Annotated in this window: 23 protein-coding genes; 11 read left to right on the top strand and 12 right to left on the bottom strand. The window is 73.4% G+C overall.

Going from position 1 to position 24,100, the window contains the following annotated elements:
* The first annotated feature begins 30 nt into the window (after positions 1-30).
* Both ACH01S_RS36825 and ACH01S_RS36820 read left to right on the top strand, forming a co-directional pair.
* Positions 31-1,257 (top strand): ABC transporter substrate-binding protein, encoded by a 1,227-nt coding sequence (locus tag ACH01S_RS36825; RefSeq protein WP_083981560.1) that lies wholly within the window; start codon positions 31-33, stop codon positions 1,255-1,257.
* A 63-nt stretch (positions 1,258-1,320) separates the two neighbouring features.
* A complete protein-coding gene (locus tag ACH01S_RS36820) occupies positions 1,321-2,211 on the top strand; it encodes an LLM class flavin-dependent oxidoreductase (RefSeq protein ID WP_067903373.1) in 891 nt (296 codons plus the stop codon).
* Positions 2,212-2,272: 61 nt separating this feature from the next.
* On the opposite strand, the gene ACH01S_RS36815 is transcribed toward ACH01S_RS36820, so the two are convergent.
* Genes ACH01S_RS36815 through ACH01S_RS36800 form a run of 4 tightly spaced genes read right to left on the bottom strand, consistent with a single transcriptional unit; the run spans position 2,273 to position 6,521 of the window.
* Positions 2,273-2,527 carry a hypothetical protein gene (locus ACH01S_RS36815; protein ID WP_148344369.1) on the bottom strand — a complete coding sequence of 85 codons (255 nt, stop codon included), beginning with the start codon at positions 2,525-2,527 and terminating at the stop codon, positions 2,273-2,275.
* Between the two features lie 44 nt (positions 2,528-2,571).
* Positions 2,572-3,663: a family 2 encapsulin nanocompartment cargo protein polyprenyl transferase gene (locus ACH01S_RS36810; protein WP_083981559.1), complete on the bottom strand. Its 1,092-nt coding sequence runs from the start codon at positions 3,661-3,663 to the stop codon at positions 2,572-2,574.
* A 27-nt stretch (positions 3,664-3,690) separates the two neighbouring features.
* Positions 3,691-5,091, bottom strand: coding sequence for a family 2B encapsulin nanocompartment shell protein (locus tag ACH01S_RS36805; RefSeq protein WP_067903368.1), 1,401 nt, complete (start codon positions 5,089-5,091; stop codon positions 3,691-3,693).
* The gene (locus tag ACH01S_RS36800; RefSeq protein WP_246236690.1) at positions 5,088-6,521 is read right to left on the bottom strand and encodes a family 2B encapsulin nanocompartment shell protein; all 1,434 of its coding nucleotides are present in this window, start codon (positions 6,519-6,521) and stop codon (positions 5,088-5,090) included. The genes ACH01S_RS36805 and ACH01S_RS36800 overlap by 4 nt, the downstream gene beginning before the upstream one ends.
* 214 nt (positions 6,522-6,735) lie before the next feature.
* Here ACH01S_RS36800 and ACH01S_RS36795 point away from each other — a divergent pair, with 214 nt between their 5' ends.
* A complete protein-coding gene (locus tag ACH01S_RS36795; protein WP_067903362.1) occupies positions 6,736-7,041 on the top strand; it encodes an ArsR/SmtB family transcription factor in 306 nt (101 codons plus the stop codon).
* A 178-nt stretch (positions 7,042-7,219) separates the two neighbouring features.
* Positions 7,220-7,345, top strand: a complete 126-nt coding sequence (locus ACH01S_RS46360) for a hypothetical protein (RefSeq protein WP_255220376.1) — start codon at positions 7,220-7,222, stop codon at positions 7,343-7,345.
* A 13-nt stretch (positions 7,346-7,358) separates the two neighbouring features.
* On the opposite strand, the gene ACH01S_RS36790 is transcribed toward ACH01S_RS46360, so the two are convergent.
* Entirely contained in the window at positions 7,359-8,762 is a 1,404-nt protein-coding gene (locus ACH01S_RS36790; RefSeq protein WP_246236688.1) for an MFS transporter, read from the bottom strand.
* Between the two features lie 76 nt (positions 8,763-8,838).
* Entirely contained in the window at positions 8,839-9,498 is a 660-nt protein-coding gene (locus ACH01S_RS36785) for a hypothetical protein (RefSeq protein WP_067903359.1), read from the bottom strand.
* A gap of 303 nt (positions 9,499-9,801) precedes the next feature.
* Here ACH01S_RS36785 and lpdA point away from each other — a divergent pair, with 303 nt between their 5' ends.
* Positions 9,802-11,205 (top strand): dihydrolipoyl dehydrogenase, encoded by a 1,404-nt coding sequence (lpdA, locus tag ACH01S_RS36780; protein WP_067903356.1) that lies wholly within the window; start codon positions 9,802-9,804, stop codon positions 11,203-11,205.
* 62 nt (positions 11,206-11,267) lie between these two features.
* Here the strand turns inward: lpdA and ACH01S_RS36775 are convergent, their stop codons facing one another.
* The 3 genes from ACH01S_RS36775 to ACH01S_RS36765 form a co-directional block, all read right to left on the bottom strand.
* A complete protein-coding gene (locus ACH01S_RS36775; protein WP_067903353.1) occupies positions 11,268-11,879 on the bottom strand; it encodes a hemerythrin domain-containing protein in 612 nt (203 codons plus the stop codon).
* A gap of 56 nt (positions 11,880-11,935) precedes the next feature.
* Positions 11,936-13,048 carry a DUF2637 domain-containing protein gene (locus ACH01S_RS36770; protein ID WP_067903350.1) on the bottom strand — a complete coding sequence of 371 codons (1,113 nt, stop codon included), beginning with the start codon at positions 13,046-13,048 and terminating at the stop codon, positions 11,936-11,938.
* 127 nt (positions 13,049-13,175) lie between these two features.
* Complete coding sequence (locus ACH01S_RS36765) at positions 13,176-14,432, bottom strand: NAD(P)/FAD-dependent oxidoreductase (RefSeq protein ID WP_067903347.1); 1,257 nt, start codon at positions 14,430-14,432, stop codon at positions 13,176-13,178.
* Between the two features lie 111 nt (positions 14,433-14,543).
* On the opposite strand from ACH01S_RS36765, the gene ACH01S_RS36760 reads away from it, so the two are divergent.
* The 4 genes from ACH01S_RS36760 to ACH01S_RS36745 all read left to right on the top strand — a co-directional run bounded on the left by ACH01S_RS36760 (position 14,544) and on the right by ACH01S_RS36745 (position 19,051).
* Positions 14,544-16,115 carry a PucR family transcriptional regulator gene (locus ACH01S_RS36760; RefSeq protein ID WP_067903344.1) on the top strand — a complete coding sequence of 524 codons (1,572 nt, stop codon included), beginning with the start codon at positions 14,544-14,546 and terminating at the stop codon, positions 16,113-16,115.
* Positions 16,116-16,243: 128 nt separating this feature from the next.
* Positions 16,244-17,083, top strand: a complete 840-nt coding sequence (ddaH, locus tag ACH01S_RS36755) for a dimethylargininase (protein WP_067903342.1) — start codon at positions 16,244-16,246, stop codon at positions 17,081-17,083.
* Between the two features lie 55 nt (positions 17,084-17,138).
* Positions 17,139-18,434, top strand: coding sequence for a hypothetical protein (locus ACH01S_RS36750; protein ID WP_067903340.1), 1,296 nt, complete (start codon positions 17,139-17,141; stop codon positions 18,432-18,434).
* A complete protein-coding gene (locus ACH01S_RS36745) occupies positions 18,431-19,051 on the top strand; it encodes a hypothetical protein (protein ID WP_067903337.1) in 621 nt (206 codons plus the stop codon). Before ACH01S_RS36750 ends, ACH01S_RS36745 begins: the two co-directional genes overlap by 4 nt.
* 15 nt (positions 19,052-19,066) lie before the next feature.
* Here the strand turns inward: ACH01S_RS36745 and ACH01S_RS36740 are convergent, their stop codons facing one another.
* Complete coding sequence (locus ACH01S_RS36740; protein WP_067903334.1) at positions 19,067-19,639, bottom strand: helix-turn-helix domain-containing protein; 573 nt, start codon at positions 19,637-19,639, stop codon at positions 19,067-19,069.
* A 61-nt stretch (positions 19,640-19,700) separates the two neighbouring features.
* Between ACH01S_RS36740 and ACH01S_RS36735 the strand changes: the two genes are divergently transcribed.
* Complete coding sequence (locus tag ACH01S_RS36735) at positions 19,701-20,702, top strand: hypothetical protein (RefSeq protein ID WP_067903331.1); 1,002 nt, start codon at positions 19,701-19,703, stop codon at positions 20,700-20,702.
* Here ACH01S_RS36735 and ACH01S_RS36730 read toward each other — a convergent pair.
* Positions 20,689-22,179: a WS/DGAT/MGAT family O-acyltransferase gene (locus ACH01S_RS36730; RefSeq protein WP_067903328.1), complete on the bottom strand. Its 1,491-nt coding sequence runs from the start codon at positions 22,177-22,179 to the stop codon at positions 20,689-20,691. The genes ACH01S_RS36735 and ACH01S_RS36730 overlap by 14 nt on opposite strands.
* A gap of 270 nt (positions 22,180-22,449) precedes the next feature.
* On the opposite strand from ACH01S_RS36730, the gene ACH01S_RS36725 reads away from it, so the two are divergent.
* Entirely contained in the window at positions 22,450-23,127 is a 678-nt protein-coding gene (locus ACH01S_RS36725; RefSeq protein ID WP_067903325.1) for a uracil-DNA glycosylase, read from the top strand.
* Here the strand turns inward: ACH01S_RS36725 and ACH01S_RS36720 are convergent.
* Entirely contained in the window at positions 23,124-23,984 is an 861-nt protein-coding gene (locus ACH01S_RS36720; protein WP_067903322.1) for a hypothetical protein, read from the bottom strand. The genes ACH01S_RS36725 and ACH01S_RS36720 overlap by 4 nt on opposite strands.
* Between the last annotated feature and the right edge of the window lie 116 nt (positions 23,985-24,100).

The raw sequence follows: 24,100 nt of genomic DNA, 5'->3' as shown, positions 1-24,100 counted from the left end.
GGCGAAATGCCCCTACGATGCCTCAGCGTGATGGCTCGTACTCCTCCAGCGACGAAATCACGGCGTCCGAAGCGGCGGCGGGTCCTGCTCTCCGGGGCCGCGCTCGCGGTGGGCGCGCTGTCCACCGCGCTGGCGCTCGCCGCGTGCAGCGGCGGCTCCGGCTCGACCGCCGCGCCGCCGCGCATCGACGCGCCGCAGCAGCTCGGCGCGCCCGAAGGGCGGCTCGACCTCGTCGCCTGGACGGGGTACGCCGAGAACGGCTCGAACGACAAGAAGGTCGACTGGGTCACCCCGTTCACGCGGGCCACCGGCTGCAAGGTGACCACGAAGGTGGCCGACACGTCCGACTCGATGGTCGCGCTGATGGAGACCGGGCGGTACGACGGCGTGTCCGCGTCCGGCGACGCGAGCCTGCGGCTCATCTACGGCGGCCTGGTCGCGCCGGTCAACACCGGGCTGATCAGCAACTACGGCGACATCGCGGGCTACCTGAAGAACCAGCCGTACAACTCCGTCAACGGCCAGATGTACGGGGTGCCGCACGGCTACGGCGCCAACATGCTGATGTACCGGACGGACAAGATCTCGCAGCGGCCGACGTCGTGGAGCGTGGTCTGGGACGAGAAGTCCCCCGCCGCCGGGCACGTCGTCGCCTACGACTCCCCCATCTACATCGCCGACGCCGCGCTCTACCTGAAGGCGCACCGCCCCGACCTGAAGATCACCGACGTGTACGCGCTGGACGAGGAGCAGTTCGACGCGGCGGTCGGGCTGCTCAAGCGGCAGCGTCCGAACGTCAACCAGTACTGGGCCAACTACCTGGACGAGCTCCAGTCGTTCAAGAGCGGCTACAACTACGCGGGCACCGCGTGGCAGGTCACCGCGAACCTGGCGCTGGCGGAGCGGTCGCCGGTGGCGACCACGATCCCGGACGAGGGCGCGACCGGCTGGTCCGACACGTGGATGGTGTCGTCCAAGGCGCAGCATCCGACCTGCATGTACAAGTGGATGAACTGGATCACGACGCCGAAGGTGCAGGCCGAGGTCGCGCAGTGGTTCGGCGAGGCGCCCGCCAACCCGAAGGCGTGCGGCTTCACCGCGAAGGGCTTCTGCTCGACCTACCACGTCGGCGATCCCGGCTTCTACAAGCGCCTCGCGTTCTGGAAGACCCCCGTGAAGGACTGCGGCGACGACCGCGGCGACAAGTGCGTCGACTACGCCCGCTGGGCCCAGGCGTGGACCCAGATCAAGGGCTGACCCCGCGCAGGGGACCCCGCGCGGGCCGGGAACAAGGGGCCCCGGCCCGGGGTTCCGGCGGACATGGGCGACTACGGCAGGCCACTTGAGTTCGGATACTTCCTCGTCCCCGACGCGGACGACCCGCTGCTCGACCTGGCGCGGGCCGCCGACCGCGCGGGCCTCGACCTCGTCGGCGTGCAGGACCACCCCTACCAGCGCCGCTACGTCGACACGTGGACGCTGCTCAGCATGATCGCGGCGGTCACCGAGCGGGTGCGGGTGTTCCCGGACGTCGCGAACCTGCCGCTGCGCCCGCCCGCCGTGCTCGCCAAGGCCGCCGCGAGCCTGGACGCGCTGAGCGGCGGACGCGCCGAGCTCGGCCTCGGCGGCGGCGGCTTCCCGGAGGCGGTCGAGGCGTTCGGCGGGCCGCGCCGCACCCCGAAGGAGGCGGTGGACGCGCTGACCGAGGCCGTCACCGTGATCCGCGAGGTGTGGAGCGGCGGCCGCAACCTGCGCTTCGAGGGCGAGCACTACCGGCTCAGGGGCGCGAAGGCGGGGCCCGTCCCGGCGCACCGGATCGAGCTGTGGCTCGGCACCGGCGGGCCGCGCGGCCTCGCCCTGACCGGACGCGCCGCCGACGGCTGGCTGCCGTCGTCCTCCTGGGCGACGCCGGACAAGCTGCCCGCGCTGCACGCCCGCATCGACGAGGCCGCCGTCGCCGCCGGACGCGACCCGGCGGACGTCCGCAGGCTCTACAACGTCAACGGGACGATCACCGACGGCACGTCCGGCGGGTTCCTGCGCGGCCCCGCCTCGCAGTGGGCGGACGAACTGACCGACCTCGCCGTCGGCTCCGGCATGGACTCCTTCATCCTCTGGGCGGAGGGCGATCAGGAGACGCAGCTCAGACGGTTCGCGGAGGACGTCGTGCCGGCCGTCCGCGCCCAGGTCGCCCAGGAGCGCGGCGCCTGACGGGAGCGCGCCGCGCGTAGCGGGGCCGTGCGGGCCCGGCGTCACCCCCGGCGGCCTGGCGCTAGGGCCAGCGGTAGGCGGCGTCTGCGAGGGGGACGTGGTGGGGGAGGTAGCACTTGGTCGTGACGTGCTCGTCCTTGCAGGCGAGGCACAGGTAGGTGCGGTGGCCGCGCAGGCCGCGGCCGCGCGCGTCGCAGGGCGGGCACACGCACGGCGACCAGCCGACGATGACGCGCCCCGGATCGAGCCGGTGCCCCGCCGGGCACAGGAACGGCACATGTTCGCGGGCGGGCGCGGCACGGTCTGGAGAGGGCACCGCGCCACCCTACTCGAACACACTATCGACCTCGCGGGCCGGTCTCAGAAGTCGCGGTGGGTCATCAGCCGGGCGACGGCCCGCAGTTCGGCGGCGGGCGCCGGCAGCAGGGCGGCGCCGTCGAGGTCGCGCAGCGCCTCGGCGAGCAGGGCGTCGGCGCGGGCGACCGCCCAGGCCCGCCCGCCCGCGGCGTCGATCAGCATGGCGACGTCGGACGCCTCGTCCGGTGTGAGCGGGGCGTCGCGCAGGTAGAGCGCGGCCAGCTCGGCGGCGGCCGGGCCGCCGGAGGTCAGCGCCGCGACCACCGGCAGCGACTTCTTGCGGGTGTGCAGGTCGGAGTGGACGGGCTTGCCCGTGACCGCCGGGTCGCCCCAGATGCCGAGCAGGTCGTCGGCGAGCTGGAAGGCCAGCCCGAGCCGCTCCCCGAACGCGCGGAGCCGCTCGACCCGCACCGGGTCGGCGCCGCCGTGCAGCGCGCCGAGCGCGCAGGACGCGCCGAGCAGCGCCCCGGTCTTGCGGCCCGCCATCGTGAGGCACTCCTCGACCGTGACGTCGCCGCGCTCCTCGAACGCGAGGTCGGCGCTCTGCCCCTCGACCAGCTCGATCACCGCCCGGCCGAGGACGCGGACCGCGCGGGCGATCACCGGCGAGCCCTCGATGGCGAGCGCCTCGAACGCGGCGGCGAGCAGCGCGTCCCCGGCGAGGATCGCGGCGCTCGTCCCGAACACGCTCCAGGCGGTCGGCCGGTGCCGGCGGGTGAGGTCGCCGTCCATCACGTCGTCGTGCAGCAGTGAGAAGTTGTGCGCCAGCTCGACGGCGACGGCGGCGGGCAGCGCGGCGTCCGCCGTGCCGCCGACGGCCCGCGCGGCGAGCAGCGTCAGGGCCGGGCGGACGGCCTTGCCGCCCCCGCCGACGGCCGGACGTCCCCGCTCGTCGCGCCAGCCGAAGTGGAACGCGGCGATGCCGCGCATCGCGTCCGGCATCGTCTCGACCGCGTCCCGCAGGGCGGGGTCGAGCAGGCGGCGGCTCCACGCGAGGATCTCGGCCGCCGGGCGGGCGGCGCCCGGCCGGGGATCATCCGGCTCCGGACGGTGGTCGCAGCGGAGCGTCGCCGGGTCGTCTCCCCAGACGGGCATGTCGTCCCCTCTCGTCGCGCGTCCCGGCTAGCGGGCGATCTCCACGTTCTCCAGCACACCGAGCGCGTCGGGGACCAGCACGGCCGCCGAATAGTAGGTGCTCACCAGATAGGTCATGATCGCCTTGTCGTCGATGCCGGTGAAGCGGACGGACAGGCCGGGGCGGACCTCGTTCGGTATGCCGGTGCGGCTCAGGCCGATGACGCCCTGGTCGTCCTCCCCGGTGCGCATCGCGATGATCGAGCTGGTCCCGGACGGCGTGATCGGGATCTTGTCGCAGGGCAGGATCGGGACGTTCCGCCACGCCTGCGCGCGCCGCCCGTCGACCTCGACGCTCGCCGGATACACGCCCCGGCGGGTGCACTCCCGGCCGAACGCGGCGATCGTCCTCGGATGGGCGAGGAAGAACCGCGTCTTGCGGCGGCGGGCGAGCAGCTCGTCCATGTCGGCGGGGGTCGGGGGCCCGCCCCGGGTCTGGATCCGCTGCCGGAGGTCGGCGTTGTGCAGCAGGCCGAAGTCGCGGTTGTTGACGAGCTCGTACTCCTGCCGTTCCCGCACCTCCTCCACGGTGAGCCGGATCTGCTGTTCGAGCTGGTTCATCGGACCGTTGTAGAGGTCGGCGACGCGGGTGTGGACGCGCAGCAGCGTCTGCGTCACGGCCAGCTCGTACTCGCGCGGCGAGGTCTCGTAGTCGACGAACGTGCCGGGCAGTTCGAGCTCGCCCTCGTGCCCGGACGCCAGCTCGATCGCCGCCTCGCCGTGCCTGGTCTGCGCGGGGACGGGCGCGTCCCTGGCCCGTTCCAGATGGGCGCGCAGCGTGTCGTGGCGGCCGATCAGCTCCTCGACCGACTCCCGGGACAGGGTGAGGACGGTCGTCGGCGTGAGCGCGCGATAGGTGTGCGGCCACTCCTCGTCCTGGGCGAACAGGACGCGGTCGCCGAAGAACCGCCCGCCGTCGAGGATGTCGACGTGCGCGGCGGCGCCGTACTCGCCCGGCGTGGTCACCTCGACCTTGCCGTGCGCGACGAGGTGGACGCCGTCGGCCGGGCGCCCGGCCTCCGCGATCGTGTCGCCGGCCGCGTACTCGTGCTGGACGAACCGCCCGGCGAGCACCTCAAGCGTCGCGGCGTCGCCGAGCTCGCGGAGCGGGGGCAGCTCCGCGAGCTCGGGCGGGACGACCCTGACCGCCGCACCGTCGTTGACGAACGTCACGAGCCCGTCGCCTAGTCGGTAGGTGAGCCGCCGGTTGACCCGGTAGGTGCCGGCGTCAGCCCGCACCCACGGGAGCTGCTTGAGCAGCCACCGCGGGGTGATGCCCTGCATCTGCGGGACGGACTTGGTGGTCGTCGCGAGGTTGCGGGCGGCCCTGGTGCTGAGCGCCCGCGCGGTCTCGGCGCCGTTCCGCGCCGTCGGGGGGTTTTCGGTCACGACGCGGCACCACCGTGGGCGACCTCGACGGACTCCAGCATCCCGAGCGCGTCGGGGACGAGCACGGCGGCGGAGTAGTAGGCGCTGACCAGGTAGGAGATGAGCGCCTTCTCGTCGATGCCCATGTACCGGACGGAGAGCCCCGGCTGGTACTCGTCGGGCAGCCCGATCTGGTGCAGGCCGATGACGCCCTGCGCCTCCTCACCGGTGCGCATCAGCAGGATGGAGCTGGTCCGGGTCCGGCTGATGGGGATCTTGTTGCACGGGAAGATCGGGACGCCCCGCCACGCGGGCACCTTGTGCCCGCCGACGTCGACGCTGTCGGGATAGACGCCGCGGGCGCTGCACTCGCGTCCGAACGCGGCGATGGACTTCGGATGGGCGAGGAAGAAGGCCGGGTCCTTCCAGACGAGGGCGAGCAGGTCGTCCATGTCGTCCGGGGTGGGCGGGCCGGACCTGGTGTGGATGCGCTGCGACAGGTCGGTGTTGTGCAGGAGCCCGAAGCCGCGGTTGTTGACGATCTCGTGCTCCTGGCGCTCGCGCAGCGCCTCGACGGTCAGCCGGAGCTGCTGCTCGACCTGGTCCATCGGCTCGTTGTAGAGGTCGGCGACGCGGGTGTGGACGCGCAGCACGGTCTGCGCGACGCTCAGCTCGTACTCGCGCGGGGAGAGCTCGTAGTCGACGTAGGTGCCGGGCAGCGTCGGCTCGCCCTCGTGCCCGGACGCGAGGTCGATCGCCGCCTCGCCGTGCTCGTTGTGCGCGCGCGCCGGGCTGGCGCGGAACTCGTCGATGTGCGCCTGCAGGGACGACGACTGGCCGAGCGTCTCCTGGAAGTCGGCGGCGCTCATGGTGAGGATGGTGCAGGCGGTGAGCGCCTTGACCGTGTACTCCCAGCGCTCGGGCTCGGCGCCCTCGGCCGTCCCGACGAGGGCCTGCTCGCCGAAGAAGTCGCCGTTGGCGAGCGTCGCGTGGACGGCGTCGGCCCCGTACTCGCCCGCGCCGATCTGGCTGAGCTTGCCGTGCGCGACGAGGACGACCCGGTCGACCGGGGTGCCGCGCTCGACGACGACGTCGCCCGGCTCGTACTCCTGCTGCGTGAAGCGGCCCGCGATGGCGTCCAGGGTGAGGTCGTCGTCGTAGCCGCGCAGCGGGGGTAGCTCGCCGAGCTCGCGCGGGATGACGCGGACGTCGGCGCCGGTGGTCACGAAGCTGACCCGGCCGTCGCCGAGCGTATAGGTGAGGCGACGGTTGACCCGGTAGGCGCCGCCCGCCGCCTGCACCCAGGGCAGCAGTTTCAGCAGCCACCGGGAGGTGATGCCCTGCATCTGGGGGACGGACTTGGTCGTGGTCGCCAGGTTTCGTGCCGCTGCGGTACCCAGGCTCAACTGCTGTTGGTCCTGCTGCTCCTGCTGTTCCTGCTGTTCGGTCACGTCCACACCACCGATTCGTCGCCGGTCTGTTGGAAAGGGCCGCGTTCGGCCAACGGTGACGCTACAGACGGTAATCACCAGATCGCAATGAGCCATTGGCCCCATCTCTGCTTTGCCACAGCGCCACACAAGTCGCACCCGTACGTGACAGCGCGGCCCGCCGGCGGGCCTATATGCAAATCGGCGCATATGAGCGGACGGTTATCATCGGCCCATGTCCTCCGCGTTCGCCGTGCTCGCCGAACCCACCCGCCGCCGCATCCTCGACCTGCTGCTGGAGCGCCCCCGGCCGGTGGGCGAACTCGTCGAGACCCTCGGGCTGACGCAGCCGGGGACGTCCAAGCACCTGCGCGTTCTCCGGGACGCCGGGCTGGTCAGGGTACGCCGTGACGCCCAGCGCCGCGTCTACGAACTGCGCCTGGAACCGCTCGCCGAACTGGACGCGTGGCTCGCCCCGTACCGGCGCGCGTGGACGTCCAGGCTCGACGCCCTCGAACGCCACCTCGACGCTGGTGAATGACTTGCCGCCCGTCACGTCCGGCAAGGCTTTCATCCCAGGTCAGCGACCGAATTCGTGAGTGAAATCACCGTTTCGTATGGCTTTGGCCAGGAATTCTGACCCGGTCTTGACGTTACCCGTGGTGAGCATCGGGCCCGGTTCGGGACGGGCCCGGCCGCGACCGGAGGGGAGGCTCCCGATGACCGCAGTCTGGACGGCTCTAGTGATCGAGACCGGCGCCGCACTGGTGATCGCGGCTTCGCTGGCGGGCTGGTCCCACCGGCGCTTCGCCGCCGCGCGCCCCGCCGAACCGCCGGCCGACTGACGCGGCGAACCCGCTACCGCGCCCCGGAGCCCGCCGGTTCCGGGGCGCTCTTCTCCCCCGCCCGGTCGATCGGCACGCCCGCGGTCTCCCGCAGCTTGAAGATCGGCAGCAGCGCCACCAGCCCGGCGAGCATCAGGTAGTAGGCGGGGACGTAGTTGGAGCCCGTCACGTCGATCAGCGAGCCGACGAGGACGGCGGCCGTCCCGCCGAACAGGGACGTCGAGACGTTGTAGCCGATGGCGAACGCCCCGTACCTGACCTTCGTCGGGAACATCGCCGGGAACGTCGCGGCGATCACGGCGAGGATCAGCACGAGCAGCCCGCCGACGATCGCGTACCCGGCCGTGACCCCGACCGGGTTGTTGGTCTGCATCAGCGCGAACGCGGGCCACGCCAGCACGACGTAGCCGATCGCGGCCGTGATCAGCAGCGGGCGGCGGCCGACCCGGTCCGACAGCGCGCCCAGCGGGACGATCACCGTGATCATCGCCGCCTCCACGCCGATCGTGATGAGCTGCGCGGTCGTCTCGTCCATGTCGAGGAAGTCGACGAGGTAGGACGGCATGAACGTCAGCAGCGTGTAGTCGGCGACGTTCAGCAGGAACACGATCCCGATGAGCATCACGATGACGCGCCAGTAGCCCTCCAGCGTCTCCTTCAGCGGGGACTGGGACTTCTTGCCCTCCGCCTCCATGTGCTGGAAGGTCGGGGTGTCCTCGATGCGCGTCCGGACGTACAGCCCGACGAGCCCGAGCGGCAGCGCGAGCAGGAACGGGATCCGCCAGCCCCAGCCGTGCATCGCGTCATGGCTGAGCACGACGTCCATCAGCAGGACGAGCCCGGCCCCGAGGATGTAGCCGGTGAGCGTCCCGAGTTCGAGGAAGCTGCCGAAGAACCCGCGGCGGTGCGTCGGCGCGTACTCGGCGATCATCGTCGCGGCGCCGCCGTACTCGCCGCCCGTCGAGAACCCCTGGACCAGCCGGACGGCCAGCAGCAGCAAGGGCGCGGCGATCCCGATCGTGCCGTAGCCGGGCAGGATGCCGATCACGAAGGTGGAGCTCGACATCAGGATGATCGTGGTCGCGAGCACCCGCTTGCGGCCGAGCTTGTCGCCGAGCGGGCCGAAGAACATGCCGCCGAACGGGCGCGCCAGGAACGCCGCCGCGATCAGCGCGAACGAGCGCAGGGACGCGCTGCCGGACGCCTCCGCCGGGAAGAACTTCGTGCCGATGATCGCGGTCATCACCCCGGCGCTGAACACCCCGAAGTCGAACCACTCGACACAGTTCCCGATCGCGGACGCGATCACCGCCCGGTGGACGGCGGGCAGGTTGCCCTCTTCCTTCGCCGGACGCGCCCCGCCCACCACGGCGCGCTCCCGGCCGGGCCCCGAACCGGCGTCAAACGGCGTCTCCACGGGCGTTCTTCTGCCCGATGATCGGCAAAGCTAACGCCGTTCCGTGATGCCCGTGGGACGGAGGGGAAGGGCCCCGTCAGGTCCTGCGCGTCCGCTTCGCCGGGCCGCGGGAACGGCCGGACCGGCCCGGACGGGCGGAGCCGGAGGCGTCGTCGTTCAGGAGGTCGTCCGGGATCGTCGGGAGGACGGTGGTGCGCTGCGGATCGTCCTCGACGTCCTTCGCGGCCGCCTTCGGCTCGGGGTCGGGGTCGGGCTCCGGCACGGGGTCGGGAAGCTCGTCGGTCCGCTGCGGGTCGCCGCCGTCATCGGCACCGTCGGCGCCGCCGTCGAGGAGCTCGTCCAGGGTCGCGGTGCTCTGGGTGTCGCCCTCGCGGGGCCGCACGTCCTCGGGCAGGAGGTCGTCCTCGGGGATGGACATCAGCGCCTGCGTCTCCTGCGCCTCCCGGGTGATCACCCCGCTGGCGAGGACGGTGTTGCGGTGCCGCAGCGCGCCGTTCTCGCGGAGCAGGTTGTCGACGTCGGCGCGGACGCGCGCCACCCGGCGGCTCATCCGGAGGTGGACCGCGAACCCGCCCGCCGCGACGCCCAGGATGAAGCCGCTGACCGGGAACCCGACCGCGCGCGGCGCGAGCGGCGCCACCAGCGCGACCGCGACCAGCGCGACGACCGCCCCAAGCGCGGGATAGCGCTGCTCCATCCAGTCGAGGACGGTGTTGACGCGCTTGGGGATCCTCACTCCTCTTCTCCTCCACTCGGCTGGAACGGGGACAACGACCGGGCCGGGGCACGATGTTCCAACACCGGCTTCGTGGCCCGGCGGGCGGTCGCGCCGCCCTCGCGCGACCCGGAGCCGGTGCACCGCCGGGCTCCGCGGCCGGGGACGGTGCGGGCGCGCGCCGTCCGGGCGCCGCCGAGGCCCCCAGCGATCCCTGACCGGCGGGAGGCCGCTCGAAACACTAACAGGACGTGACGACCGCCTCGGCCGCGGCGCTCCGTCCGGGATGCGAGCACCGCTCCGCGCCGAATATCGTCCATGGATATGAGCGAAAACTTTGACGTCGTGGTCCTGGGCTCGGGCCCGGGCGGATATGTCGCCGCGATCCGGGCGGCGCAGCTCGGGCTGAAGACGGCGATCATCGAAGAGAAGTACTGGGGCGGGGTCTGTCTCAACGTCGGCTGCATCCCCTCCAAGGCGCTGCTGCGCAACGCCGAGCTGGCGCACATCTTCACCGCCGAGCAGAAGACGTTCGGGATCAACGTCGAGGGCCAGGTGTCCTTCGACTACGGCGTCGCCTACGAGCGCAGCCGGCGGGTGTCGGAGAAGCTCGTCAAGGGCGTCCAGTTCCTGATGAAGAAGAACAAGATCACGTCCTATGACGGGCGGGGGACGTTCACCGACCCGAACACCCTCCAGGTCGCGAAGGCGGACGGGTCCACCGAGACGGTCACGTTCTCGCACTGCATCATCGCGGCGGGCGCGCACACCAAGCTGCTGCCGGGGACGTCCCTGTCCGAGCGGGTCGTGACCTACGAGGAGCAGATCCTCAGCTCCGAGCTGCCGGAGAGCATCGTGATCGCGGGCGCGGGCGCGATCGGCGTCGAGTTCGCCTACGTCCTGCACAACTACGGCGTGAAGGTGACGATCGTCGAGTTCCTCGACCGGATGGTCCCGAACGAGGACGCCGAGGTCTCCAAGGAGCTGGCGAAGCGCTACCGCAAGCTCGGCGTGGACGTCCTGACCTCCACCCGCGTGGACGCCATCGACGACTCCGGCGACAAGGTCAAGGTCACGGTCACCGGCAAGGACGGCGCGCAGAAGGTGCTGGAGACCGACAAGGTCCTCCAGGCCATCGGGTTCCAGCCGAACGTCGAGGGCTACGGGCTGGAGAAGACCGGCGTGGCGCTGACCGAGCGCGGCGCGATCGACGTGGACGGCCGGTGCCGCACGTCCGTCCCGCACATCTTCGCGATCGGCGACGTGACGGCCAAGCTGATGCTCGCGCACGCCGCCGAGGCGATGGGCATCGTCGCCGCCGAGACCATCGCCGACGCCGAGACGATGGAGCTCGACTACGTGATGATCCCCCGCGCCACGTACTGCCAGCCGCAGGTCGCCTCCTTCGGCTGGACGGAGGCGCAGGCCCGCGACCAGGGCTACGACGTCAAGACCGCCAAGTTCCCCTACAGCGCCAACGGCAAGGCGCTCGGCATGGGCGAGGGCGACGGGTTCGTCAAGGTGATCAGCGACGCCAAGTACGGCGAGATCCTCGGCGCGCACATGATCGGCCCGGAGGTCACCGAGCTGCTGCCCGAGCTGACGCTCGCCCAGCAGTGGGACCTGACCGTCCACGAGGTCGCGCGCAACGTGCACGCGCACCCGACGCTGGGCGAGGCGATGAAGGAGGCCGTGCACGGCCTCGCCGGCCACATGATCAACCTCTGACGGCCAGGGCCGGCGCCCCCCGGGCGCCGGCCGGGCCATACGTGGTCAGGCGCCCCGCGTGGTCAGGCGCCGGCGCCCCACCGGTCGAGGGCCGTGTAGGCGGGACGCCACGCGGTCTCGAACGCGGCGCGGGCGGGCTCCGGGAGGACGCCCAGCATCGCCGCGGCGGTCTCGGCGTCGACGCCGTCCAGCAGCCACGGGAAGACGCGCGGGCCGTCGGGCCCGATCTTCGTGCCGTGGACCTGCCCGAAGCGCGCCACGTGCTCGGGCGCCAGCACCTCGTCGATCAGCGGCAGCGCCGCCTCCTCCTCGTGCCCGAGGTGGGCGGCGACCCCTTCGGCGAGCCTCTCGACGAGCGGCGCGAGCGGCTCGGTGCCCGCGTCGATCGCCTCGATGACGGGGTCGATGGCGGCGTGCTCGGCCTCCATCGCGTCCATGAGGGCGAGTCCGTCCGGGCGTCCGGCGAGGGCCTCGCGCATGGCGGGCCACAGCACCTCGTCCTCGGCGCTGTGGTGGACGTGCAGCGCCTTCTTGAACAGCTCCCAGCCGGGCGCCTCCGCGAGGACGCGGCGCGCCTCGTCCTCCGGGCGGGCGGCGACCTTGGCGAGGTGCTCCAGTTCCCTGCGGAGCGCGTTGTGCATGACGTACATGGCGGTCCAGTCGTACTTGGCCATGGTCCTCTCCTTCCGGTACACCGCGATGACGGAGCGGAGGAGGGAAAGGTGACCGATCAGGGCGCCGATGTGGCGGCCGTCTCCCCGGCGGGCTCCCTGGCGGCTTCCGGGGCGGGATCCGGGGCGGGTTCGGCGGCGGCCGGGGCGGGACGCGCCAACCGGCTCAGGAGGCGCTGGCCCTGGCGGGCGCTGATGTCCAGGCGCCGTCCGAGCTCGGCGCCGGTGATGCCGGGTTCGGCGGCGATGATGCCGAGCGCGCGGGCCTCGTTGTCGGTGGCGACGCTCCGCGGCATCTGCCCACGCGCGCTCTGGCTCCGTTGCGGAGCCTTCTTCGCGGGGCCCTTCCGCCGCGCGGGCTTCTCCGGCGCGGGCGCGGGAGGGGGAGCGGGAGCGGGCGCGGGCTCCGGTTCCGGGGGACGCGGCGGTTCCGGGGCCGTGAGGGCGGTGACGCGGACGAGCGCCTGGTCGAGCATGACGCCGTCGCGCAGCATCCACACCACGTCCGCCGGGGCCCTGGACTTCCACTTGCGGCCGTAGTGGTCGCCCAGCAGGGCGAGGGCGTGGCGACGGCGCTGCTCGGCGTCCAGCGCCCGCGGGTAGGACGTGATCTGCCACAGCACCATGCGCCGCCACAACCGGAACGTGGAGAACGGCGCGAGCAGCCAGCGCGCGACCGGGACGCCCTCCCGGACGATCCCCGCCGCGATCCCCGCGCGGCGGCGGATCGCGTGCCGGACGGCCTCGATGAACGTCACGAACAGCACCGGCATGGCGGCGTGCATGACCATGCCGGTGGCGTCGCCATGCGCGGCGGACACGTTCAGCCAGACGGTCGCGGCGGTGAACGCGAACGCCATCCAGCGCAGCGCGGGCATCGGCATCGCGAGCCACTCCAGCAGGAGCGCGACCGAGACCAGCGCGAGGATGCCGAGGTCCACCCCGGCCGGGACGATCCACGCCTGGTCGCCGAACCAGGGCTCGGCCACGTCCTGGACGGACGCGAACGACCCGTACCCGCCGAGGCCCGCGAGCCCGGCGAAGAACAGCCCGCCCGCCCCGGCCAGGACCCGCTGCGCCCTGGTCAGCGGCGCCTGCGAGACCGGCGCCTCGGCATACGGCGCCGGGGCGAGCGGCGTGGCGAGCGTCGGTGCCGTCCGCGCCTCGTCCATCGGCGTTCCTCCCGCACGGGGTGGCTAGATCACCCAGTGACGGTAGCGCGCCAGGGGGGCTGTACGGACGAATGTGTCAGAACCGCCCAGAACCCCCAGGCAGACGGGCCGGAAGCGCGGCGCCCGGCTAGCGGAGCGGGTTGAACGGGGCCAGCTCCGCCGGACGGCGCCCGGTCGCGATCATCTCGGCGAGGAGGCTCCCGGTGGCGGGGCCGAGCGTGATGCCCCACATGCCGTGCCCGCCCGCCGCGAAGACGTTCGGCGAGCGGGTCGCGCCGATCAGCGGCAGCCCGTCGCGGGTGCAGGGCCGGGACCCGACCCACTCGTCCCGCCGGTCGTCGAGGTCGGCGCCGCGCAGCAGCGGGCGCGCGGCGGCGACGATCGCCTCGATCCGGCGCGGGTCGAGCGGGGCCTCCGGGTCGCGGAACTCCATCATCCCGGCGACGCGGAGCCGGCCGCCCATCGGCGTGCAGGCGACGCGCTGGGCGGGGAAGTAGACGGGGCCGTCCGGGACGCGGTCCATCGGCACGCTGAAGCTGTAGCCGCGGCCCGCCTGGACGAGCGCGCGGACGCCGAACCGGCGCGCGAGCCCGCCGAGCCACACGCCGCTCGCGATCACCGCCGTGTCGTGGCGCTCGGCCTCGCTCCCGGCGGTGCGCACGGCGACGCCGCCGCCCGCGAGGTCGCGGATCTCGGTGACGGCCGCGCCCGACTGGATCTTGCCGCCGCGGTCGAGGACGGAGTCGGCGAGCGCGTGCACGAACCGTCCCGGCTCCACGAACCGCTGGCCGCGCAGCAGCACCGCCGCGCCGATCTCGGCGGACAGCGCGGGCTCGATCCGGCGGGCCTCGTCCCCGTCGAGGACCTCGTACTCCAGGGCCTGGCCCGCCGCGCGGATGTGCTCGACCTCGTCCAGCAGGAAGCGGCGCTCCCCGGCCGTCCGGTAGGCGGCGACGAACGACTCGGCCTCGCGGGTCTCGGCCTTGACGCCGCCCGCGACCAGCGCGTCGAAGCTCGGCAGCGCGCGCCCGTTGATCGGCACCAGCGACTCCATCGCGCGCCGCCACCGCGCGGCCGTGCTGTTGCGCGCGAACCCGGCGAGGAAGCGGAGGAGGCGGAGGCTCGCGGTCGGCGGGACGTAGACCGGCGACGACGGGCTGAGCACCGCGCGCAGCCCGTAGGAGAGGACGGCCGGCTCGGGCAGCGGGGTCGCGAGGCCGGGCGTCAGCCAGCCCGCGTTGCCCCAGGACGCGCCCGCCGCGACGTCCCGCTTGTCGTACACGGTGACGTCGGCGCCGTGTTCCTGCAGGAACCACGCGGTGGACAGCCCGACCATGCCCGCGCCCACGACGGCGACACGGCGCGGACCGGCGTTGGAAGCCATGGCCCTTCCCCTCCAAAGTCGACGGTGACACCTCGATGGTGACGCGGGACACCGCCGGAGCCTCTGTCCATTTCGGCCAATATCGGTGGGGCGCATAGTGTGAAAGGCACAATGCTCACCCTGACCGACCTCGTCGACGCCCTCGGTCCCGGCCTCCTCCGCCTGGTCACACCAGGCGGGGCGGACGGCAGGGCGGACGGCGGGGCGCAGGTGCACGACGTCGTCCTGGCCGAGCCCGGCGAGGCGGCCGGGCAGCCGGGCGAGCTCGTCCTCGGCGCGGGCGTGGCCGGTCCGCCGGACGCGGTCGCGCTGCTCGAACGCGCCGCCGCCGCGGGCGCCGCCGGGGTCGTGCTCAAGGCGCCCCTCGCCGACGACCCCGCCGTCGCGGCCGCGGCCGCACGGCTGCGCCCCGCGCTCGTCGAGCTTCAGCCGGACACGTCGTGGACGCACGTCGTCTGGCTCGCGCGCGGCGCCATCGACCGAGCCTACGCGCCGCTGCCCGGCGCGGCGGACGGCGGCGTCCACAACGACCTGTTCGCGCTCGCCGACACGGCGGCCGAGATCGCCGACGCCCCGGTCACGCTGGAGGACGCCCGCTCCCGCGTCCTCGCCTACTCGGGACGGCAGGACAGGGCCGACCCGGCGCGCGTCTCCACCATCGTCGGACGGCGCGTCCCGGCGCAGGTCATCGCGCACCTGCGGGCGTGCGGGGTGTTCCGCAGCCTGGCCCGGTCGAGCGATCCGGTGCACGTCCCGGCCGGGCCGGACGGGATGCTGCCGCGGCTCGTGATCCCGGTGCGCGCCGGGGGCGAGTGGCTCGGCTCGATCTGGGTGGTGGCGCGGACGCCCGTCCCGCCGGACCGGGTGCGGCGGCTGGCCGACCTCGCCTCCGTCCTCGCGCTGCACCTGCTGCGGCTGCGCGCCGAGGCCGGGGTGGCGCGGCGGGTGCTCGCCGACCAGTTGCGCGGCGCGCTGCGGGACGGCGCGGACGGCGTCCCCGCCCCGCCGCCGTGGCGCGTCGCGGCGCTCGGCGGCGGCGCCGACGGCGACCTGCGGCAGCGGCTCGACCTGTGGGACGCGATCGCCCGCCGCTTCGGCTGGCACCGCCCGCTGCTGACCGACGTCGACGACACGCTGTTCGCCGTCCTCACCGACCCGCCGGGCCCGCGCCGGGACGCGGGGTCGATGGCGTGGCTGCGGAACGTCCTCGTCCAGGTGCGGGCGCACGACCGGACCCTGTACGCGGCGGCGGGCGGCCCGGCCCGCTCCCCCGCGGGCCTGCCCCGCGCGCGCTCCGAGGCGGCGGAGCTCGCGGGCCTCGTCGCGTCCGGCCGGCTGCCCGCCGGGACGGTCCTGCTGGAGGACGCCTGGGACGCCGTCGTCGTCGAGCGCGCGCGCAGGGCCGCCGGCGGCCCGGTGCTCGGCGGGCCCGTCCCGGACCTCCGCGCGCACGACGCCGCGAACGGGACGGCCTTCGTCCCCACGCTCGCCGCCTGGCTCGACCATTTCGGCGACACCAAGGGCACGGCGGAGGCGCTCGGCGTCCATCCGAACACGTTGCGGCACCGGCTGCGGCGCATGGCCGAGGTGGCGGCGCTCGACCTCTCCTCGCCGCGGCGGCGGCTCGCGCTGCGCCTCCAGCTCAACGCGCTCGAAGAAGGCCCGGCGCCGCGCAACGAATAGCGCGGGGAACGCCGAAAGACGCAACGAAAGACCAGCTCAGTGCAAGGTTCGCGGATTGGATCGCACGTCGTTCGTTTCTAGGCTTTCGCTGTCCGACCTCCCCCAGCGAACGCCCTCTGGAGATGCGAATGAGCGTTCTTCCGGCGACCGATCCCCTTCCCCGGCGGACGGCGACGCGGCGGCACTTCCTGATGTGCCGCCCGGAGCATTTCACCGTCGCCTACGCCATCAACCCGTGGATGGACCCGGCGGCCGGCACGGACACGGCGCGGGCGGTCGAGCAGTGGGAGGCGCTGCGGGCGACCTACGTCTCGCTCGGGCACGAGGTCAGCCTCATCGACCCGATCGAGGGGCTGCCCGACATGGTGTTCGCGGCGAACGGCGCGCTGGTCGTCGGCGGACGCGTCTACGGCGCCCGCTTCACCCACCCCGAGCGGCGCGCGGAAGGCCCGGCCTACAGCGCGTGGCTCCGGGACAACGGATTCGGCGAAGTACTGGAGCCCGAGCACACCAACGAGGGCGAGGGCGACTTCCTCACCCTCGACCACGTGATCCTCGCCGGGACGGGGTTCCGCACCCACCTCGCCGCCCACCAGGAGGCGCAGGAGTTCCTCGGCCGTCCCGTCGTGACGCTCCGGCTCGTCGACCCGCGCTTCTACCACCTGGACACCGCGCTGTTCCCGCTCGGCGACGGGAACGTGGCGTACTACCCCGGCGCGTTCTCGCCCGGCAGCCGGACGGTGCTGGAGCGGCTGTTCCCCGACGCGGTCGTCGCGGACGAGCGGGACGCGGCCGTCCTCGGCCTCAACGCGGTATGCGACGGACGCCACATCGTCATCGACGCGGAGGCGGCCGGGCTCATCGCGACCCTTCGCATCCACGGATATGAACCCGTTCCCGTGAATATGTCGGAACTCCGCAAGGCCGGTGGCGGACCGAAATGCTGCACGCTTGAGCTGCGCGTCTGACCCCGGCCGGGAACAGGGGTGCCGCCGCCGCACGGACGCCCACTAGGTTTGCCGGGTGAGCGATTGCACCGTTCCGGACTGGTGGGCCGGGCTGACCGCCGAACGGCTCGGCGTCGACTGGCTCGACCCGGCCGACTGGGAGCCGGCCTGGCAGCACGTCGAGGAGTCCGGGGCGATGTCCCGCGAGCACCGCGACGTGGACGACGAGCTGCTGCGCAAGGGCAAGCTGCTCGTCGGCACCGGCCCGGACGCCGTCCGGCGGTGGACGGGGCAGCGGCTCGCCGCCGCCTGGTACGTCGACCCGAGCGAGCCCGGCCTGCTGTGGTGCGCGCTCGGCGGCTTCTACCCCGCCTGGCTGTGGATCCCGCTGCGGCCGACGGCGGCGGGCGTCCGGGAGGCGCTCGGCGCGCCGTTCCCGCGGCGGCCCGCGCCGCGCGCGGAGCTGACCGGGTTCGTGCGCGGGTTCCTCGGCGCGGCGCACCAGGTCACGGTGCCGCACGTGCCCGTCGAGGACCCGCCGTGGGCGGCCGCCGCGACCGATGAGCGCGTCCCGCTGGACGGCGCGGCCCTGGACCGCTACATGAAGACCGTGAAGTTCGCCGACCCGCAGCCGTGGGGCGGCGCCCGCGAGGAGGACCCCTACCCCGAGGAACTGCCATGGGACGCGGGCCACCTGACGGACTTCCTGCCCATCAGGGACGGGCACCGGATGCAGCGGCTCGGGCGCGTCCCGTCCATGACGTGGCGGACGCTGCACTCCAGGTCGCACCTCTCGGTCGAGATCCACACGCGGGAGGTCGTCTGCGCGGCGGTGCGGTACCGGCCGTCGCCGGAGAGCCACCGGGCCGTGGTGCGGCGGGTCAACGAGGTGCACGGCGACCGCTTCCCCGAGGACCTGCCGCTCGACGCGGTCGGCGTCCTCGCGGGCTGGGAGTTCGACGTGGAGGACGACCTCTACCACCACCTCGACGACCCGGACGCCGACACCGCCGGGTTCGCGCTGCGCTGCCTCGCCGCGCTCCGGCACGGCGACCTGCGCCGGACGCTGGAGCTGCGGGAGTGGGCGGCCCATCCCGACCCGGCGGTGCGCGCCGACCTCGTCCTCGTCGCGCACTCCTACGACCACCGGTTCCTCCTCCAGGAGCTGGCGCTCGCCGAGACCGACCCGGGCGAGCTGGCGCGGCTGGAGGACCTCCTCGACCGCGCGCCCGGCCCGGACGCCTTCAACGCGTTCGGCGACGACTTCGGCGGCGCGCCCGTGATGGTGGACGAGTCCGGCGTCCCCGTCGACACCTGGGACGTGGACGCGGAAGAAGACGTAGACGTGGAAGTGGACGAGGTGGACGCGTGACCGGCACGGCCGCCGCCGAGGCGGTGCTCCACGACGGCACGGTGCTGCTGGCCGAGCAGGCGGAGCGGAGCGTCCTCGAATCCCTCGCGGCGGGCCGCGGCTGGCGGCGGGCGGCGATCAGCACCGCCGGGTTCGGCGAGATGGAGCAGGTCGCCTGGCAGGCGGGCGTGGCGTTCGTCCTGTACAGCGAGGTGCACGTGCTGGGCCACCGGGTGGTGCGGGTGTCCGGCGACGACGCGGCCGTGGTGGAGGAGACGCTCGGCGTCGTCCGCGCGACGCTGCCGACCGTCGCGCCGGACGCGCTGCTCGACGTCCTGCTGGCCGTCCCGCACGCGGACGCGCGGGAGAGCATCCGCGCGCTGAACGGCCTGCGCGCCGCCGACATGTGGAACTGCGCGGACGGGACGGAGCCGCCCGCCGACCCCCGCTACCGGACGGCCGTCGAGCGCGCCGTCCTGCACCCGGAGCGGCAGGTGGTGCGGGCGCTGGTGTTCGCGGTCGGCGACCTGATGACCGTCCGCCCCGGGCTGGCGGAGCCGATCCTCGCGCTGCGCGGCGCGGACGGCCCGGCGCGGGACGTCATCGACGACTTCGCCGCCTTCTGCGACCGCCGCTAGCCCGCTCCCGGCGCGTCACTCCTTGCGCGGGCGGGCGCGCAGGTGCAGCCGCTCGCCCTGCGGGCCGAACAGGCTGAGCACCTCGACCGGCCCGCCGTGGCCGCCGAACCGGTGCGGCAGCCGGGTGTCGAACTCGGCGGCCTCGCCCGGCTCCAGGATGAGGTCGCGGCCCGCGAGGTGCAGCCGCAGCCGGCCGTTCAGGACGTACAGCCAGTCGTAGCCCTCGTGGACCCGCGGCTCCGGCTCCGGGATCCGCTCCGGGACGATCATCTTGAACGCCTGGAGGCCGCCCGCGCGCCGGGTCAGCGGCAGCACGATCATGTCGTTCATCCGGCGCGGCCGCGGCCTGATCCGCGGGTCGCCGGTCTCGGGGGCACCGACCAGCTCGTCCAGCGGGACGTGGTGGGCCCGCGCCAGCGGAAGCAGCAGTTCGAGGCTCGGCCGTCGCTTGCCCGACTCCAGCCGCGACAGCGTGCTCACCGAGATCCCGGTCGTCTCCGACAGCGCGGTGAGCGTGATGCCCCGCTCCTGCCGCAGCCGCCTGAGCCTCGGCCCGACCCCGGCCAGAACCTCTTCGGTCGTCTCCATCCCTTCATTGCAGGAACGGCAACCCGTTTTGTCAAACGAGCACGGGCTAGGCTGGTCGGCCATGGAACCGGGCGAGCGGCGGTGGCGGGACGAGCGGGCGGCGCTGAACTCCTCCCGCGGACGGCTCGGCGAGGTGGCGGGAGCCCTCTACCCGGACGTCCCGCGCGTCGCGGGCACGCCGCTGCTGTGCCGTCCGGAATGGATCCCCGACGCCCCGGTCCCGCTGGACGCCATCCGCCTGGAATGGGACGCCCGCCCCGCGCCCCCGGCCGTCGCCGACCCGTCCGACGGCCTCCCGCCCGGCCACCGCACCTACGCCGAGGCCATGGCCGCGCTCGCCCCGCCGAAGGTGTTCGAGGACCGGCCGAGCTACCGCCTCCTCGCCGCGCGTCCGCCGGTGCTCCGCCTCGGCCCGGCCCGCTACTTCGACGGCGTGAACGTCGCCGAGGCGGTGGCGCACGAACTGTCCGCCGGGGTGGCCGGCCTCCCGCTGCGCCGCCGGATCGGGGACCCGTGCGACCTGGCCCGCCGTCCCGCGCTGACCGCGATCACGACGCTGACCGTCACCGCGTCCGGATCGTACGTGCTGCACCGGCGCGACCCGGCGAAGGTCGCGCACGCCGGGGGGCTCTACCAGGTGATGCCGGTCGGGCTGTTCCAGCCGCTCGGGGACGAGCCGCCGGACATGTGGTCCTGCATGGTCCGCGAGTACGCCGAGGAACTGCTCGGCGGGGACGAGGACTACGGCGACGGGTTCGTCCAGGAGGAATGGCCGTTCCACCGCGCGCTGACGTCGGCCCGCGCGCGAGGGCGGCTGCGCGCCCACTTCCTCGGCCTCGGCGTCGATCCGCTGACGTTCGCGCTCGACCTGCTCACGGTGGTCGTGGTGGACGACGACGCGTTCGCCGAGTTCTTCGGCGGGCTCGTCGCGGTCAACGACGAGGGCGAGGTGTCGACGGCGCCGTTCGGCGGGCCCGTCCCGGCGCCGATGCAGCCCGCGGGCGCCGCCGCCTTGGCACTCGCCCGGCGGCACCGCGCGGCGCTCGGCATCACTCCCCGCTGACGGCCCGCTCCTTGAGAGCCCGCTCCTCCAGGGCTTCGCGGGCGAGCTCGCGCAGCTCGTCCAGCGCGTCCACCAGGTGGTCGACGATCTCGGACGGGTCGGGGATCAGCTCCCGGCAGGCGACGATCCCGACGTCCACCTTGCCGTCGTAGGAGAACACGGTGATGTTCAGCCCGCCGGTGACGTCGGTGATGACGGAGATCGGGTAGTAGCCGAGCACCCGCGCCCCGCACAGGTACAGCGGGAACTGCGGGCCCGGCACGTTCGACACGATCAGGTTGATCGGACGCAGCGACATCGCGGGCGCGGCCTGCAGCGCGAGCCGGGTCAGCGCGCCCGCGACCGGGGCGGGCAGCAGCCCGCTCATGTCCTGCACCCAGCTCCCGGACGACCCGGTGAACCGCCGCTTGGCACGATCCATGTCACGGCGGACGGCGACGTACCGGTCGGCCGGGTCGGGGACGTCGGTGGCGAGCCGCGTCGCCATCACCGACACCTGGTTCCCCCCGTCGCCCCGGTTGCCGCGCCGCCGCAGCGACACCGGCACGGCCGCGACCAGCGGACGCTCCGGCAGCTCGCCGCGCTTGTCCAGCCACTGCCGCAGCGCCGTCGCGCACAGCGCCATCACCACGTCGTTGACGCTGCCGCCGAGCCCGCGCCGGATCTGCTTGATGTCGTCGAGCGGGAGCTCCCCGCAGGCGACGGAGCGGCGGCGTCCGATCGGCTGGTTGAACGGCGTCGGCGGCGCGCTCATCCGCGGCGCGCGCGGCACCTCCCGGCGGCGCAGCGCGCCCTGTACGACCGACGACACCAGCCCGACGCCCGGGATGGCCGACAGGCCCGGGATCTCGTCCAGGTAGGGGGCGGCGCGCGCGACCGACAGCACCGACCGGACCGGGTGCATCGCCGTGTTCAGCAGCCCCGCGCGGACCATCTCGGCGGGCCGAGGGGCGCGGGCGGGCTCGGTCTCGTCGGCGGGGACGTCGCGCGGCTCGGGCGACAGGTCCAGCAGCGCGGCGAGCGTCTCGGCGGCCGTCACGCCGTCGATCGCGGCGTGGTGCACCTTCACGTAGACGGCGGTCCGGCCGCCGAGCAGGCCCTGGATCAGGAACATCTCCCACAGCGGGCGCGACCGGTCGAGCGGCTGCTCGTGCAGCATCGCGACGACGTCGGCGAGCTGCCGGTCGTCGCCGGGCGCCGGGAGCCCGATCTCGAAGATGTGCCGCTCGGGGTCGAAGTCGGGGTCGTCCTCCCAGTAGGGGCGGTCCAGCCCGAACGGCACCTGGACGAGCCGCTGCCGCAGCGGGCGGGCCGCGAGGTGCGCCCGGTTCCGCACGAGTTCGGCCACCCGCCCGACCGTGAGCCGGCCGTCGGGGCACGAGGCCGCGTCGACGATGCCCAGCCCCGCGATGTGGGCGTGGGTGGTGCCGGTCTCGGCGTTGAGGAAGGTGGCGTCCACGGTGGTCAACTGGCTCATGGGCTCTCTCGTCCGTCCGCTCGTCCGCTCGTCGTGCGCCATACCTGTTCTTCTAGGAGTTATGCGCTCGGGGGACGGCAGGTCAACGCTGCCCGCATGGAAGTAACTAGGACTTAACAGGGCGTTTCACGCACTTCATCTGACCGTTTCTCAGCACCAGGGCAAGATTTTGCCTCCATCAATCCTGATGCTGTCAGAAAACTTCACATGTCCGACCGGCGGATCCGTTCCCCGGACGGCCACGTGATCACCACACTAGGGTTGTGCCCCATGACGGCACGACCACTCTCGGAGATCGTCGAAGCGGGGTGGGCGACCGCGCTGGAGCCGGTCGCCGGGACGATCGCCGCGGCGGGCGACTGGCTGCGCGCCGAGATCGCCGCCGGGCGCCGCTACCTCCCCGCCGGGAACCACGTCCTGCGGGCCTTCACCCAGCCGTTCGACGACGTCCGCGTCCTCATCATGGGGCAGGACCCGTACCCGACGCCGGGCCACCCCGTCGGGCTGAGCTTCTCGGTCGCGCCGGACGTCCGCCCGCTGCCCGCGAGCCTGATCAACATCTTCCGCGAGTACTGCAGCGACCTCGGGCACCCGGAGCCGTCGACCGGCGACCTCACCCCCTGGACTGAGCAGGGCGTCTGCCTGCTCAACCGCGCGCTGACCGTCATGCCGGGCAAGCCCGGCTCGCACCGCGACAAGGGCTGGGAGCAGGTCACCGAACAGGCCATCCGCGCCCTCGCCGCCCGCGGCCGCCCGCTCGTCGCGATCCTGTGGGGCCGCGACGCCCGCAACCTCAAGCCGCTGCTCGGCGGCGTCCCCTGCATCGAGTCGCCGCACCCGAGCCCCTACTCGGCCGACCGCGGCTTCTTCGGCTCCCGCCCCTTCTCCCGAGCCAACCAACTCCTGGAACAACAGGGCGCCCAGCCCGTCGACTGGAAACTCCCCTAGAGCTCTTCGGGGAGGCGGTGGAGGAGGGTGGCGAACTCGCCGGACGCCTCCGGGGTCGCGGAGAGGGGGGTCAGGCGGCGTTCGCCGTGGCTCCAGTAGACGCCGGGGGCGCAGGGGTCGTCGGCGTCGGCGTGCATCTCGCGGACGACGTCGGCGAACACGGGGAGCACCTCGCGGACGGCCGTCGAGGTGATGGGGTACAGGAGCAACGTGCTGTGGCAGGGGACGCCGACCAGCGCGCCGTGCTCGTTCGGCCACGGGAGGAACTGGTCGACCTCGCTGAGCAGCGCCGAGACGTAGCGGCTGCCCGGCTTCGAGACGACGCGGACGTTGCGTCCCGGCAGCAGCGGCTGGTCGCGGACGGCGACGTCGGCCAGCTCCCGGTCGTGCGTGTTCGTCATCACATAGCCGAGCTTGTGCAGGCCGAGCAGCCCGGCGCGGGCCTTGGTGAGGGGGCCGCCGTAGCGCGGGTGCTCGATCATGACCATGGCGTCGAAGTGGTCGCCCGCCGGGACGACGACGAGCCCCTCCCGGTCGCGGGGCGCGAGCTTCGGCACGATGCGCAGCCGCAGCAGCTCCCGGACGTCCCCGAAGAGCTCCATCTCCCCCACGGCGAGGAACGCGCGGTCGCCGACCTCGCGGACCCACTCGTCCACCACCCGCGGCCACGCCGAGCGGGGGGCCCGGGCGCAGCGTTCCAGCACCGTCCAGCTGGAGGCGCGGGCCTCCGAGCGTCCGACGGGGAGCACGACCTCGGAGGTGCCGGAATCGAACCAGGCGCTGGGCGCCAGGGCGGGAAGCACGTCGCGGATGAGCGCGTGCACGTCCGCCGCCGCGTCCAACGGTTCCATGCTCATCCCCTTTCACCCTTCGGGGGCCCTTTCGGCCGTCAGCGGATCACGTCACCCCCTTACCTTCTCAGGTTTCCGGCCCGTTGTGCGATCCATCGCGAAGCCCGCCCGACGCTCGCTGA

It is taken from the genome of Actinomadura chibensis NBRC 106107 (genome assembly GCF_001552135.1).
Classification (GTDB): domain Bacteria; phylum Actinomycetota; class Actinomycetes; order Streptosporangiales; family Streptosporangiaceae; genus Spirillospora; species Spirillospora chibensis.
This window is presented reverse-complemented; position numbering and strand designations above follow the sequence as displayed.

Coding starts and splice junctions, on each gene's coding strand:
- ACH01S_RS36820 (WP_067903373.1), top strand. CDS start 1,321: ATGGGCGACTACGGCAGGCCACTTGAGTTCGGATACTTCCTCGTCCCC.
- lpdA (WP_067903356.1), top strand. CDS start 9,802: ATGAGCGAAAACTTTGACGTCGTGGTCCTGGGCTCGGGCCCGGGCGGA.
- ACH01S_RS36825 (WP_083981560.1), top strand. CDS start 31: ATGGCTCGTACTCCTCCAGCGACGAAATCACGGCGTCCGAAGCGGCGG.
- ACH01S_RS36740 (WP_067903334.1), bottom strand. CDS start 19,639: ATGGAGACGACCGAAGAGGTTCTGGCCGGGGTCGGGCCGAGGCTCAGG.
- ACH01S_RS36760 (WP_067903344.1), top strand. CDS start 14,544: ATGCTCACCCTGACCGACCTCGTCGACGCCCTCGGTCCCGGCCTCCTC.
- ACH01S_RS36775 (WP_067903353.1), bottom strand. CDS start 11,879: ATGGCCAAGTACGACTGGACCGCCATGTACGTCATGCACAACGCGCTC.
- ACH01S_RS36725 (WP_067903325.1), top strand. CDS start 22,450: ATGACGGCACGACCACTCTCGGAGATCGTCGAAGCGGGGTGGGCGACC.
- ddaH (WP_067903342.1), top strand. CDS start 16,244: ATGAGCGTTCTTCCGGCGACCGATCCCCTTCCCCGGCGGACGGCGACG.
- ACH01S_RS36735 (WP_067903331.1), top strand. CDS start 19,701: ATGGAACCGGGCGAGCGGCGGTGGCGGGACGAGCGGGCGGCGCTGAAC.
- ACH01S_RS46360 (WP_255220376.1), top strand. CDS start 7,220: ATGACCGCAGTCTGGACGGCTCTAGTGATCGAGACCGGCGCCGCACTG.
- ACH01S_RS36810 (WP_083981559.1), bottom strand. CDS start 3,663: ATGCCCGTCTGGGGAGACGACCCGGCGACGCTCCGCTGCGACCACCGT.
- ACH01S_RS36730 (WP_067903328.1), bottom strand. CDS start 22,179: ATGAGCCAGTTGACCACCGTGGACGCCACCTTCCTCAACGCCGAGACC.
- ACH01S_RS36765 (WP_067903347.1), bottom strand. CDS start 14,432: ATGGCTTCCAACGCCGGTCCGCGCCGTGTCGCCGTCGTGGGCGCGGGC.
- ACH01S_RS36770 (WP_067903350.1), bottom strand. CDS start 13,048: ATGGACGAGGCGCGGACGGCACCGACGCTCGCCACGCCGCTCGCCCCG.
- ACH01S_RS36795 (WP_067903362.1), top strand. CDS start 6,736: ATGTCCTCCGCGTTCGCCGTGCTCGCCGAACCCACCCGCCGCCGCATC.
- ACH01S_RS36720 (WP_067903322.1), bottom strand. CDS start 23,984: ATGAGCATGGAACCGTTGGACGCGGCGGCGGACGTGCACGCGCTCATC.